The sequence below is a fragment of the Clostridium sp. LXY-7 genome, from assembly GCF_056172015.1.
Genome location: NZ_JBLLJL010000001.1, coordinates 1,333,759 through 1,348,089, shown reverse-complemented (window position 1 = coordinate 1,348,089; position 14,331 = coordinate 1,333,759). Strand labels below are relative to the sequence as shown.

13 protein-coding genes are annotated in these 14,331 nt (G+C 31.4%); 2 read left to right on the top strand and 11 right to left on the bottom strand.

Features of this window, described 5'->3' with window-relative positions; genetic code table 11:
* Window position 1 precedes the first annotated feature (1 nt).
* From ACI48Q_RS06355 to ACI48Q_RS06305, 11 genes are all read right to left on the bottom strand, one after another.
* Window positions 2–766, bottom strand: coding sequence for a CheR family methyltransferase (locus ACI48Q_RS06355; RefSeq protein ID WP_474918203.1), 765 nt, complete (start codon window positions 764–766; stop codon window positions 2–4).
* On the bottom strand, window positions 766–1,830 hold the full coding sequence (locus tag ACI48Q_RS06350) for a protein-glutamate methylesterase/protein-glutamine glutaminase (RefSeq protein WP_474918202.1): 1,065 nt from the start codon (window positions 1,828–1,830) through the stop codon (window positions 766–768). Before ACI48Q_RS06350 ends, ACI48Q_RS06355 begins: the two co-directional genes overlap by 1 nt.
* A gap of 26 nt (window positions 1,831–1,856) precedes the next feature.
* Window positions 1,857–2,345 (bottom strand): chemotaxis protein CheD, encoded by a 489-nt coding sequence (locus ACI48Q_RS06345; protein WP_474918201.1) that lies wholly within the window; start codon window positions 2,343–2,345, stop codon window positions 1,857–1,859.
* A gap of 12 nt (window positions 2,346–2,357) precedes the next feature.
* Entirely contained in the window at window positions 2,358–2,804 is a 447-nt protein-coding gene (locus ACI48Q_RS06340; protein WP_474918200.1) for a chemotaxis protein CheW, read from the bottom strand.
* A gap of 12 nt (window positions 2,805–2,816) precedes the next feature.
* Entirely contained in the window at window positions 2,817–4,748 is a 1,932-nt protein-coding gene (locus ACI48Q_RS06335) for a flagellar assembly protein A (RefSeq protein WP_474918199.1), read from the bottom strand.
* 83 nt (window positions 4,749–4,831) lie between these two features.
* Window positions 4,832–5,656: an aminotransferase class IV gene (locus ACI48Q_RS06330; protein ID WP_474918198.1), complete on the bottom strand. Its 825-nt coding sequence runs from the start codon at window positions 5,654–5,656 to the stop codon at window positions 4,832–4,834.
* A 3-nt stretch (window positions 5,657–5,659) separates the two neighbouring features.
* On the bottom strand, window positions 5,660–6,298 hold the full coding sequence (locus ACI48Q_RS06325) for an HAD-IB family hydrolase (protein WP_474918197.1): 639 nt from the start codon (window positions 6,296–6,298) through the stop codon (window positions 5,660–5,662).
* 65 nt (window positions 6,299–6,363) lie between these two features.
* Window positions 6,364–6,726, bottom strand: a complete 363-nt coding sequence (locus tag ACI48Q_RS06320; RefSeq protein WP_474918196.1) for a DUF1292 domain-containing protein — start codon at window positions 6,724–6,726, stop codon at window positions 6,364–6,366.
* Window positions 6,727–6,916: 190 nt separating this feature from the next.
* Complete coding sequence (gene nifJ, locus ACI48Q_RS06315; RefSeq protein ID WP_474918195.1) at window positions 6,917–10,429, bottom strand: pyruvate:ferredoxin (flavodoxin) oxidoreductase; 3,513 nt, start codon at window positions 10,427–10,429, stop codon at window positions 6,917–6,919.
* Between the two features lie 246 nt (window positions 10,430–10,675).
* Window positions 10,676–12,070 carry an MBL fold metallo-hydrolase gene (locus tag ACI48Q_RS06310; RefSeq protein WP_474918194.1) on the bottom strand — a complete coding sequence of 465 codons (1,395 nt, stop codon included), beginning with the start codon at window positions 12,068–12,070 and terminating at the stop codon, window positions 10,676–10,678.
* A gap of 444 nt (window positions 12,071–12,514) precedes the next feature.
* A complete protein-coding gene (locus ACI48Q_RS06305; RefSeq protein WP_474918193.1) occupies window positions 12,515–13,588 on the bottom strand; it encodes an undecaprenyldiphospho-muramoylpentapeptide beta-N-acetylglucosaminyltransferase in 1,074 nt (357 codons plus the stop codon).
* Window positions 13,589–13,821: 233 nt separating this feature from the next.
* On the opposite strand from ACI48Q_RS06305, the gene ACI48Q_RS06300 reads away from it, so the two are divergent.
* On the top strand, window positions 13,822–14,019 hold the full coding sequence (locus tag ACI48Q_RS06300) for an alpha/beta-type small acid-soluble spore protein (RefSeq protein WP_474918192.1): 198 nt from the start codon (window positions 13,822–13,824) through the stop codon (window positions 14,017–14,019).
* A 114-nt stretch (window positions 14,020–14,133) separates the two neighbouring features.
* A complete protein-coding gene (locus tag ACI48Q_RS06295; RefSeq protein WP_474918191.1) occupies window positions 14,134–14,325 on the top strand; it encodes a small, acid-soluble spore protein, alpha/beta type in 192 nt (63 codons plus the stop codon).
* Window positions 14,326–14,331: the final 6 nt, after the last annotated feature.

The following is a 14,331-nucleotide window of genomic DNA, read 5'->3' as shown; positions in this document are numbered from 1 at the left end:
CTTAAATCTTTCTATATATAAATGTAGAGAGCTTATCGAAGCCATAATTCTTATATCCATATATACTTTCAGTAGCGCCTATAAATAATAATCCTCCTGAATTTAAAGAGCTACTAAATTTTTTATAAATATTATCCTTCACATCATTATTAAAATAGATAACCACATTTCTACAGATTATTATATCAAAATTGCTATCATACCTATCTAATATTAAGTCATGTTTTTTAAATGTTACCATATCCTTAATCTCTTTGTGAATATAATATTTACCATCACTTTCTGTAAAGTACTTATCCAATTGATTTTTAGGAACATTTTTTATGTCCGCCTTAATATACTCCCCCTCTTTAGCCCTTTTTAGAATAGTACTATCAATATCCGTAGCTATTATATTATGTCTTACCCTTGGAGTAAGCTCCTTAAGCATCATCGCCACAGAATAGGGTTCTGCTCCAATTGAACAGGCCGCACTCCAAATTTTTAAGGGCTTTGTATAAGTTAGGTTAGATTTTATTAATTCATTGAGTTCTTTAAAAATCTCTGGATTTCTATAAAATTCTGTCACATTAATAGTTATGTAGTCAAGAAATTTCTGCCTTTTCTCCCCATCATTTTTTAACATGAATATGAATTCTTCAATAGAATTTGCCCCTACCCTAGACATAAGAGTAAGAATTCTTCGATGTAGTTGATTAGATTTATAGGCAGATAAATCTATTCCAAACTCCTTCAATACCCACTGTTCAAAATCTTTTAAGTTCATTAAACCCTCACGTCTCCTACAATCATATATGATATTTTTTCACTAATTCCATGAAGTGGAATTACCTCATCTACCATCTTAGTTTCATATGCTGCTTTCGGCATGCCATAGATTACACATGTAGATTCATCTTCTGAAATAGTATACCCACCATTTTTCTTTACCTCTATTATGCCCTTAGCCCCATCTTTCCCCATACCTGTAAGGACAATAGCCATAAGTATATTTGTGTATATACTACTGGCAGATATGAACAATTTATCTACTGCCGGCCTTACTCCATGAATTATAGGATCCATAGTTAACCTTATAGTATTATTTTTATTCACTTCCATGTGTTTTCCACCTGGTGCAATATAGACCACATTGTTTTCTATTTTACAGCCATCCTCAGCCTCAACCACCTTAAGCTTACTAAATTTATCAAGTCTTTCTGCAAAGGCTTTTGTAAATCCCACTGGCATATGTTGAACCACAAATACAGGAACTCCTAAGTTTTCCGGTAAATTTGTTATAACATTAAATAATGCCTTAGGTCCACCGGTTGATGCGCCAATAGCCACAGCCCCAATATTATTTCCTTTTGATATTTTTTTAGCACTGCTTCTTGTTACCTTCAACCTATTGTTAATGTTCACAGTGCTTTTTTCCTTAGTTCTAATTGTACTAACTCCTCTTATCTTAGATACCAAGGATTCTTTTACATCATTAATATTCAGTGAAATTGACCCAGAAGGTTTTGAAATAAAATCTACAGCTCCATTATCTAGACATTCAAGGGTTATTCTTGCTCCATCTTTTGTTAAACTACTCAACATAATTACCTTTACTGGAATTTTTTCCTCTACTATTCTTTTTAATGTTTCTATACCATTAAGCTTTGGCATTTCCACATCTAAGGTTATAACTTCAGGAGTATGATCTTTAAGCTTTATTAAAAGTTCTTCTCCATTTCTTGCTGTATCTATAACCTCCATATCCTCTTCCATATTAATCATGTCTGATATCATTCTTCTCATTAGAGCTGAATCATCTGCTACCATTACCGTAATTTTTTTAAGCATAACATCACTCCAATCACTAAGCTTGTCTATATAGTTTTTATTCCTTCACCCACTGTTTTAATATACAATATGCCATTTGTTGTATCAAAGGTAATAGTTCTACCCTTGTTGCCCCCAATATCCTCACTATCTATAGGAATTTTCAAAGAATCTAATACATATTTTACTGCTTTTGAGTTTCTATCTCCTATATCCATATTCACCTTGCTATCTGCAAATGTAAACATAGACGCTCCTCCTGCTATCTTTGCTCTTAAATTTCTTTCTTTTGCACCGCATTTTTTCATTTTTTCAATGAGAATTGGTATTGCAAGATCTGCAAATTTTGCACTGTTAGTAACATTTGAAAATTTTGTACTATCTGGTAACATAATATGGGCCAGTCCACCAACACCATTGATTTTATCTATTAATGCTATTCCAACGCATGAACCTAATCCAATAGTTGTTAGTCTATCTGGAAGCTTTACCACGTTCAAATCCGCAATACCTACTTTTATCTCTTTGTAATCCATAATACCACCAATCTAAATCTTCTCTTTTTCTTCTTCTGAAAGAATTTTGCTAAAATCAAGAAGAATTATTATTCTACTTCTTTTTTTATCCTTAATTAGTCCTTTTATATACCTACTAGAAACAGATATAGATATTTCTGGTGTTTTTTCTATGGCATTATCATGTATGGATTGCACTTCACTTACGGCACTAACTACAATCCCTAATACTTTATCTTCATACTTTGTTACTATGATAGATTCTTTTTTACCCTCTACATCATTCTTATTAAATTTTTTCATTAGACTTAATACAGGTATAACCCCTTCTCCATAATCAATTACCCCTTCTAGGAACTCAGGCGATTCTGGAAGTTTGGTTGGAGTTTCATAAGTTAATATTCTCTCCACCTCTTTAATATCTACTGCAAAAGGTTGATCATCTAAAGTAAATATTAATAATTTTAATTCCTCATCCAAAGTTAGGCCCCCCTAAAGCTTAAATTTATCTATTACTAAATCTCCAATTTTGTCCAAATAAACATGTACATTCTTGCAGGATTCGTCTAAAATTTGTTCCTTTTCACCTACTATAAATTTTGTATTCAAATACGCAACATCACAATAAATATGACCCTGCTTACCAACACCTACTGTGGTCATTACCCCTGTGTTTGCACCTATAGTTTTAGCCTTTATTTCCTTATCCGCTATAATCTTTCCACCTCTCACATTGCTATGACCAGGTGAAGTGAAATATATTCCCTCTGTAGCGTATACATTTGACTTATATACTCCTTTACCAGTTATATTTATTGTTCCTGAACACTCAACATTAGAATCCTGAACATAACTCATATTTATAGTACTTGTAATATTGCTTATTTCAGTTATACTATCTATTTTATTTTTTATAATTTCTTTTATATTCTTCAATTCTTCTATATTACCAATACTTATCATATTTTTAGGTATAAAGTTTGATTTTATTACAGTATACAATTCACATTGGACATCATTTAAATTGTTCATATATTCTATTAATGCTATACAGTTCTTTCTAAATCCTTTAAATTTACTTTCAATTACTAATCTAACAATATCTCCATCTGATACATTAACCTTCACTGTCTTGCTATTTCTTAGTTGTCTACACATATTATATATGTTTGATATGTCCTCATTAATTATTCTTAAATTTTCTAAATATTTAGATAAGGTGTAGAAATAATTATGAGATTTTATACTTGATGATATAATATTCCCATCGATGTCCACATCTCCACCACATTCAATCTTACATCTACTTGTGCTTCCTTTAACTATTAGATTGTTACCAGTCTTAACTTCCATACCATCTTTTATATCACCATATATAATTACATCTCCTATAAAATCTATATTACCAGACTTTATATCCACGTCCCCATTCAACTCAAAGCAAGTGTTTATAGATAGTATTGCACCCTTCATTTCAGGTCTTCCATCTATTGTTGCAACTACAGTATTGCTGTCTGTAAAAGTACATCCCTCTTTTGCAATTATTTCCTTATATTTTTTTCTCTTAACTTTAACTGCCTGTCCTAATACATTCTTACCTTCAATACCTTCTTTTCCAAGAATTCTTTTTGCTAACACATCTCCCTTTTTAACACTTGAAACATGTCCTATAGATTTAAAATCCATATTTCCATTAGTATCTACTTTATACTCTTTAATTCCATCTCTTAAAAAATATATTTCAATTTTATCATCTTCTGGATGAATTGGTGAATCTCCTGAAGCTACTAATACATCGATTATAGATTTTTTGTTACATAAACTATCTATTACCTCTTCATTAATACCATAAGCTACTCCCTTGCTATAAAGTAATTCTATTATTTCAGCTTTTGTATATTTAGGTGGATATTTCTCTCCTTTTACAATTCCCTCTAAGGTTATAGTATTTGCCTCTTGTACATCTTTAAGTCCATATATTATTTCTGGTTTATATTCAATAGATAGATATACTTCCATTCTATTCTCAGATATATTTAAATCTATACTTCTACTTGCTATGGTTTCGTTAAACTCTATATCTATTTTACTATTAGAATTAACACTTGTTTTACTAATAACCTCTTCACCATCAACTGTAATTCTAATATTTTCACCTTTTATTATGGTTACTGAATATTCTTCTTCTCCATCAATAATAATAAGCTTTCCATCTTCAACCCTAGCTTTACCTGTAGCCATAGATTTATGAGGCTCCTCTTCTACTTCTGGTAAAAACACGGTTATTTCTGCTTTTTTAAAAAATCCCTTACTCTTCTCATATTCGACATGATACTTTATGTCCTTTACAGGTAATCCTAATTCTTCACTAGCTTGCTTCAAACATTCCTCTACACTTTTACCATTGTATAATCTTTTTTCCACATTATAACCCCCCTAAATAACTTATAGTGCTACAACATAAAAAAACAACTTTTACTTATTTATCGTATAATTCTACATATACTTTAATACATATTTATATCGTAGCCATTTAAATCTTCATTTATATTTTTCTCAAAGGCTTCTTTTATATTTAATATAGAAAAATATATTTTTTCAAACTGAACTTCACTTTGGACTTCCTTTATGGGCAACACCTTAGGAGATGTTCCAGAAATAAACATGCCGTCTAATGAAGCTATTTCACTATAATGTACATCTTTCTCTTCTACTATTAATCCTATTGATTTACAGCAATCTATAATTTTTTCTCTAGTTATTCCTGGTAATACACCTTTTACTGGTGCTGTATACACTAAATCCCCCTTAACCATAAATATATTTGATTTACTTCCTTCAGTAACAAACCCCCTGCTATTTATTAAAATCCCCTCATAGGCATCTGCTTTTTTTATTTCTTCGTTTACCTTATGTCTGAATTCGTTATCAATAACCTTTGCATTAGGATTAGTTCTCTCTCCAAAGTATAAAATTGTTTTTACTCCCTCTCTATACATATCTTCCCCAGGATAGAAATGCGGTATAGAGTAAACTAATATTTCCTTACCACTTATTATGAATTTTATATTTCCATTGTCAACCTCATTAACCTTAATTAACTTATCAAGTAAAAATTTAATATATTCATAAGTATATGCATCTTCACTATTTATTAATTTTAAAGAGTTATGAAGTCTAAATACATGTTCTTTTAAAAATAGTGGCTTCCCTTCTATAATCCTTATAACCTCATATACTATTTTCTCACCAATTGGATAAAGTTTCTCAAAATTTTCGGCATATTCCACTTCATCATTGAATAAAAAAAACTTATTTATACAGTGATCCATATTCTACCTCCATTTCAATATCTCTAGCTCATGTTTCTTCTTGTAATTTATTAAATACCCCTTCCCTACAAGCTCTAATAGTGGCAAGTCTGAAAGAGAGTCAGAAAACATATAAGAATTTTTAAAATCCACTTGGATATTATCCTTTTCTAACTCCTCCATGAGCCTCTTTACTTTTTCTTCACCCTTACAGTTTAATCCTTCTACTTTAGGCATAAAAATTCCATTTTCTACTTTAAATTTTGTTCCAATAATTTTATCAACTTCTGGTATATTGTATAATTCGTTTATATAGAACTCTGGAGATGCAGAAATTAAGTATATTTTATACCCCTCATTTTTTAGTTTTCTCATCATCTTTATTCCATCTTCGTATAATATAGAACTTAGTCTATCTTTATAAAAGTTCTTTACAAGCTCCTGAAGTTTTTTTTCCTCTACTCCATCTAAAAACTTTAAAAAACATTCTTTAGTTTTTTGTGCGTCATAAACCTTAATACCATAACAAAGTGCTGTTAATAAATGCTTCGGTAAATGTTTTATTAACCTTCTATCTTTTTCAAGCATATATTTGTATAACTCTATAGAGGTTTCTTTTTTAGTTAGTGTAAAATCTATATCGAATATCCCTAATTTTTCCATTATTTTATACCCTTTCTTTTATTATGTAAAAAAGCCGCTATATAGCGACTTTTCCTTAAGGATTATTATTCTGCTTCGTTTTCTATTAATCCTTCATAATATGCTCTTGCTGCATCATATTCTTCATCATCTGGAACAACTAATTCTCCAACTTCGTCATCGCCAACAACTTTAAATAAATATATAGAACCATCATCTGGATTTTGTACTAATGCATATTCATTGTCATTAAACATGAATCCATCAATTATTTCACATTGAATTACATTTCCATTTTCATCTTCTAATTCTACTGTTAGAGTTTCATGATCTCCGCAGCCACAACCACAACCTTCATGATCATGTTCATGTTCATTGTGTCCACCACAACATCCTTGTTCTTTCTCTTCATTGCTTCCGCAGCAACATCCTTTTTTATTTTCTTCCATAAAGTAAAACCTCCTTTAGTTCTATTTATTTATTTTACCCTTAATTAATAAATTTTAGAAGTGTTTTTCTAAAACTTTTTTAGAATTATTCCATATACTTCATATAAGATGTAATTAAATACATATATGTTACAATCTCTGTAAAAAAAGAGGTGGTAACCACCTCTTTTAATTTGTTTTATTTAGTTTATTACTGTGCTGCAAGTTTTTTGTAATTCTCTAATCTTTCCATAGCATCTCTTTCTGTTTTTTCAAATAACTGCTCTGCAAACTCAGGGAATAACTTAGCAAGGGAAGCATATCTAACCTCTCCTAGTAAGTAATCTCTAAAGGATTCAGTTGGTTCTTTTGAATCTAATGTAAATGGGTTCTTTCCTTGCTCTTTTAATTCTGGGTTAAATCTATACATTGCCCAGTATCCAGATGCAACAGCTCTCTTAGTTTCTAATTGAGTAGCTCCCATTCCATTCTTAATTCCATGGTTGATACATGGAGCATATGCAATTATTAATGATGGTCCATCATAGTTTTCAGCCTCTCTTATAGCTTTAAGAGTTTGATTTTGATCAGCTCCCATAGCTATTTGAGCCACATAAACATATCCATAGCTCATCGCCATCATACCAAGATCTTTTTTCTTAATCCTCTTACCAGATGCTGCGAATTTAGCTATAGCTGCTGTTGGAGTAGCCTTTGAAGATTGTCCACCAGTATTTGAGTAAACTTCTGTATCCATTACCAATACATTTACGTTTTCTCCACTTGCTAGAACGTGGTCAAGTCCACCGTATCCGATATCATAAGCCCAGCCGTCTCCACCAAATATCCATTGAGATCTCTTAATGAAGAAGTCTTTATTTTTGTAGATTTCTCTCATAGTATCACAACAATCTTTAACTTCTTCTAATAGCGGAAGTATTTTCTTAGTTACTACTTTAGATCCATCTCCGCTCTCTTTATTTTCTAACCATTCGTTAAACGCAGCTTTTAATTCTTCACTAATCTCTAATGATAGTGCCTCATTCACAAGGTCTGCTAATTTATCTCTTAATTGATTTACTCCTAAGAACATTCCTAGTCCATACTCAGCATTATCTTCAAATAATGAATTAGCCCAAGCTGGTCCTTTTCCACATTCATTTTTAGTGTATGGAGTTGAAGGAGCACTTCCTCCCCAAATAGAAGAACATCCTGTAGCATTAGCTACCATCATTCTATCTCCAAATAGTTGAGTTATAAGTTTAGCATATGGAGTTTCTCCACACCCTGCGCAAGCACCACTGAACTCTAAAAGTGGAGTTTCAAATTGACTACCTTTAACAGATGCAACTCCAAGTGGATTTTCTTTCTTAGGTAATGTTAAATTAAATTCCCAGTTAGCTATTTCATCTCTTTGAGTATCAAGAGGCTTCATAATTAATGCTTTTTGCTTAGCTGGACATACTTGTGCACAGTTTCCACATCCAGTACAGTCTTGAACTGCTACCCCCATAGTGAATTTTAATCCTGCAAAGTTTTTTCCACCCTTAGCATCCACTGCTTTTAATGTAGCTGGAGCATTTTTGAAATCTTCCTCTGTTCCTATGAATGGTCTAATTACAGCATGTGGACATACATATGAACATTGGTTACACTGAATACAGTTTTCTGGTTGCCATTCAGGTACATTAACTGCTATCTCTCTCTTTTCATATGCAGCTGTTCCACATTCAAAAGTACCATCTTCTCTTCCAACAAAAGCACTTACTGGAAGTCTATCACCAGTTTGTCTATTCATTGGTTCAACTATTTCTGTTATAAATGCTGGTTTCTCTTTTACTTGAACCTTGTCATCCACAGCATTTTTCCAAGATTCTGGAACTTCTATTTTAACTAATGAATTAATACCTGCATCTATAGCAGCATTGTTCATGTCAACAATTTTTTGTCCTTTATTACCATAAGAAGCTACAACTGCATCTTTTAGATATTTTACTGCATCTTCTAGAGGAATAATCTCTGCTAATTTAAAGAATGCAGCTTGACAAATCATATTAATTCTTCCGCCAAGTCCTATATCTTGTGCAATTTTAACTGCATTGATAGTGTAGAACTTAATATCATGTTCTACAATATATCTCTTAATATCTGCTGGTAAGTGAGCATCTAACTCTTCTTTATTCCAAATACAGTTAAGTAGGAATATACCACCATCTTTAATTCCTTCTAATACATCATAGTTATATACATAAGATTGGTTATGACATCCTATATAATTAGCTTGATTTATTAAATAAGGAGCTTTAATTACTTTTTTACCAAATCTTAAGTGAGACATTGTTACTCCACCAGACTTTTTAGAGTCATATGCAAAGTAAGCTTGAGCATACATATCTGTATGGTCCCCTATGATTTTTATAGCACTCTTATTTGCTCCAACTGTACCATCAGATCCTAATCCCCAGAATTTACATTCTATAGTTCCTTGTGGTGTAGTTGATATTTTTCTTGTTATATCTAGTGATGTATTAGTAACATCATCTACTATTCCAATGGTAAATCCATTTTTAAGGTTCTCTTCTTTTAAGTGATCAAATACTGTTGCTATTTGAGATGGAGTAGTATCTTTAGAACCTAATCCATATCTTCCACCTATGATAATTGGTCTTTCAGCTCTGTCATAGAACGCACTTCTTACGTCTTGATATAATGGTTCTCCAGCTGATCCTGGTTCTTTTGTTCTATCTAAAACAGCTATTTTCTTAACTGTTGAAGGCACTTGGTCAAAGAAGTGTTTTAATGAGAATGGTCTAAATAAATGAACTTTTAATACACCTATTTTCTCACCCTTTGACATTAAATAATCTATAGTTTCTTCAATAACATCACATACTGAACCCATAGCAACTATAATTCTATCTGCATCTGGTGCTCCATAGTAGTTAAATAGGTGATAATCAGTACCGATTTCATTGTTTATCATTCCCATGTATTTTTCTACAACATCTGGTATAGCATTGTAGAATGGATTGGAAGCTTCTCTTGCTTGGAAGTATACATCTGGATTTTGAGCAGTTCCTCTTGTTACCGGATGTTCAGGACTTAATGCATTACCTCTATATGATTCTAATGCTTCTCTATTTAAAAATTTAGCTAATGTGTCATAATCCCAGGTTTGTATTTTTTGGATTTCATGAGATGTTCTGAATCCATCAAAGAAATGTAGAAATGGAACTCTTCCTTCAATAGCAGCTAAGTGTGCTATTGGAGCTAAATCCATAACTTCTTGAACACTATTTGTAGCTAGTAGTGCAAATCCTGTTTGTCTAGCAGCCATGACGTCTTGGTGATCACCGAATATTGATAATGCTTGAGCCGCTAATGCTCTTGCACTAACATGAAGTACTCCTGGAAGTAATTCTCCAGCCATTTTATACATGTTAGGTACCATTAATAGTAATCCCTGAGATGCAGTAAATGTAGTAGTTAATGCACCTGCTTGAAGCGAACCATGTACTGCACCAGCAGCACCTGCTTCTGATTGCATTTCCATTAATTTTACTTTTTGATTAAATATGTTCTTTCTTCCTTGAGCTGCCCATTCATCACAATGTTCTGCCATTGGTGATGATGGTGTAATCGGATAAATTGCTGCCACATCTGTAAATGCATAAGCCACGTGTGCTGCAGCAGTATTCCCATCCATAGTTTTCATTTTTCTCATTGCAAGCAACCCTCTTTCATAAATTATTTAAAAAATACCTTTTTTAAACCCTATTATGTGTTTTGTGAAAAATTACGTGCTTTGTGAAAACAATGTCAATATGTACATTGTCTTTCAAATATGGAAAATATATGTTTTCCATATATCCCAAACTTTTGGCAAAGTTTAACACATATCTCACACCTAAATTATACCCTAATCTGACTAAAATTCAAGTAGTAATTCCCCTTATACTTTGTGAAGTTTTTAATAATTATCTAACTTAAACTCTTCATCTATGGATGGAACTCTCATTGTATAACCCAATATAGCCATTTCATCACTGAAAGATTTTAATACATGGCCTTCACCATGCACTAAAAATACTTCTTTAGGTGGTATCTTAAACCCCTTCAGCCATTTTTTTAGTAAAACCTTATCTCCATGTCCTGACAAGCCCTCTAATATGAAGGTATTGCAATTAACCTGAACTTCTTCACCTAATATATTTACAGTTTTTCTTCCACATAATATATCCTTCCCTAAAGTTCCTACATTTTGATGACATGTAAATACTACTGTACTTTCACATCTATTCAAATTCTCTTTAAGATGGTACATTATTCTACCACCCTCACACATACCACTAGACCCTATAATTACCGCTCCACTTTTTACCTGAGTTAATTCTTTAGATTTTTCAGCAGTGCTTATAAACTCTAATCCCTTAAATTCAAGAGGGTTGTCTCCTTTTTCTATCAATTCCTTAGCTTCATTATCAAAATAATTCTCATATTTCTTAAAGATCTTTGTCAGTTGTGAGGATAAGGGACTATCTACATACACTTTACACCCCTGTAGTTTTCCTGCTTCTATAAAGCTATTTAGCATATATATAATCTCTTGGACTCTACCGAAGGAGAAACTTGGTATTACTACGTTTCCGCCTTTTTTTATGGTACTTTCAATTATATTTAATAGCTCTTTAGATTTTTCATTTTCTTTGTGAATTTTATCTCCATAGGTACATTCCATAATGACAAAATCTCCTCTTAAAACTTGAGCTGGATCCTTTAAAATACACCTATCTACATTACCTAAATCTCCAGTATATACTATATTACTCCATTTCCCTCCAGAAGTTTTGACTAAAATTTCACATATGGCAGAACCTAAAACGTGTCCTGCATCTTTTAATATGACTTTCACATTGTGCGTTAATTCTATCTCTTCATTATAATCGCAAGGTACAGAATTTAAAATTGCATTTTCCACGTGACATTCTTCATAGATTGAATTTAATGGCTCTTCTCCCCTTTTCATTCTTTCAAGATTTTTAAAATATACTTCCTCTACGCTACTATGTGCTAAATCTTTCAAGATATATTCACATAAATCTTTAGTAGCATGAGTACAGATTACCTTTCCCAAAAATCCATTTTTAAACAATAAAGGAATCCTTCCGCTATGATCTGCATGAGCGTGAGACAATATTACATAATCTATTTCCTTTGGATTAAATCCAAACTCTTCATTATTGTGTTCCTTTTCATCTTTCCCTTGAAATAATCCACAATCTAAAAGAATTTTTAAATCATCTATCATAAGTAAATGGCTGGATCCAGTCACACATTTAGCTGCTCCTAAAAATTTTATTTTCAATAAAAATTCCTCCTTAAAATATATTCTCCTTTATATTGTTATCTACTGTTCATAATATTATTAAATAAATTCTATATCGGAACGGTTATTAATTTTTAAAATTCTGTTTTAATTATTTAATATATTGGCTTTGCTTTAATACAGTATTGATAATGAATTATATATTATTGCGAAGCAAACCATTTGCAGGAAGATTAGATTTACTTAGGCTCTATGAAAGTGAAAAGCGTTAAGAAGTACAACTTGTCCGAGAGAAGCGAGTTGTTGTATTTTAGCTTTTTACTTGCATAGGGCCTTAGTAAATCAAGCTTTCGAAACGGTTTGTGAGTAATAATATATAATTCTAAGATAAATAACCCCATTTAAAGCAAAGCCAATATATTTATAAAAACAAAAATTGTTAATCAATTAAAATGATTAACAATTTTTTTAATGAAGATTATTTTATTTTTTCCTATACTGTTCTATAAGTCCTACTATTTTATTTAAACTATCACTTTGTTCGCTTCTACTCATATTTCTAATATATTGATCTTTTTCTTTGTAAAGTGTCTCTATTCTATCAATAAGACTCAGTGCATTTAGATTTTCCTCTTCTAGAACCATACTGTATCCATCTTTTTCAAAGGAATTTGCGTTAAGAATTTGATCTCCTCTACTTGCTTTTGCTGAAAGAGGAATCAATATGTTAGGTTTTTTTAAGGCTAACAGCTCAAATATAGTATTTGCACCTGCTCTAGATATAATAATATTAGAAAGAACCATTAAATGAGCTAATTCATCTTTAGCATATTCAAACTGTACATATCCAGAAGTTTTATCTAAAGTTTTGTCTAGATTACTTGCGCCACAGAGATGAATTACATTAAAATTCTTTAAAAGAGTTGGTAAACATTCTCTTACACAATCATTTATAATTCTAGACCCTTGACTTCCACCAGTTACTAGAATAACAGGTTTATCATCTTTAAATCCACATATTTCCTTACCTTTTATCTTATTTCCTCTAAAAAGTTCACTTCTTATAGGTGACCCAACTAGCACTGCCTTATCTTTATTTACACTATTTAAAGCTTCTTTAAAAGTCACGCAGATTTTAGTTGCATAAGGCATAGCTATTTTATTTGCAAGTCCTGGAGTCATATCAGATTCATGAATTATAACTGGAATTTTATTAAAATATGCTCCTAATACTACCGGAACGGAGACAAAACCTCCTTTTGAAAATACTATGTCTGGACTTTCCTTTTTTAATATTTTCTTTGCCTCAAAAACACCCTTTATCACCTTAAAAGGATCCGTAAAATTCTTAATATCAAAATATCTTCTAAGCTTACCACTTGATATTACATGATATTTAATATGCTCATCCTCAATAAGCTTTCTTTCTATTCCTGCTTCTGTACCTATATATTGAATCTCATATCCTAATTCTTTTAATTTTGGCATTAAAGCTATATTAGGAGTAACATGTCCTGCTGTTCCTCCACCAGTCATTATAATTTTTTTGCTGTTCAATTGAAAAAGCCTCCTAAAATAATTATTATTAAAACTTATTACATATATTATGTCTCTTATTATGTTATGCCACAACATCGAAATAAAGTAAAGTCATATTAATATTTTCTTTATTTTCTGTAATTTTAAGTAAAAAAGCCTTAATTATTCCCACATAACCATTGATTTTATAAAATAATATTCTTATATGCGGTTACAATAATACCATCAAAACAAAAGGAGGTGCAAACGAAATGGCAAATAATAATAGTAATCAGGCTGCAATTCCACAAGCTAGAGAAGGACTAAACAAATTCAAAATGGAAGCTGCTCAAGAAGTTGGCGTAAACTTAAAGCAAGGCTATAATGGAGACCTTACTTCAAGAGAAGCTGGTTCTGTAGGCGGACAAATGGTTAAGAAAATGGTTGAAGCTTATGAAAAAAACCTTTAATTAACTAAATATTAGTTTAGTCAAATGGTAAAAATTTATTAGTAACATTTAAAAATTGTTTGTTTGTGATTTTTTAAGATTTATTATTTTCTAAAATAAGAGGAGGAATTTATTATGGCAAGCAGAAATAGAGTATTAGTACCTGAGGCTAAAGAAGGATTAAACAGATTTAAAATGGAAGCTGCTCAAGAAGTTGGAGTTAACTTAAAAGAAGGCTACAATGGAGACCTTACTTCAAGAGAAGCTGGCTCTGTAGGCGGACAAATGGTTAAGAAAATGGTTGAAGCTTACGAGAGAAATTTATAATTAGAA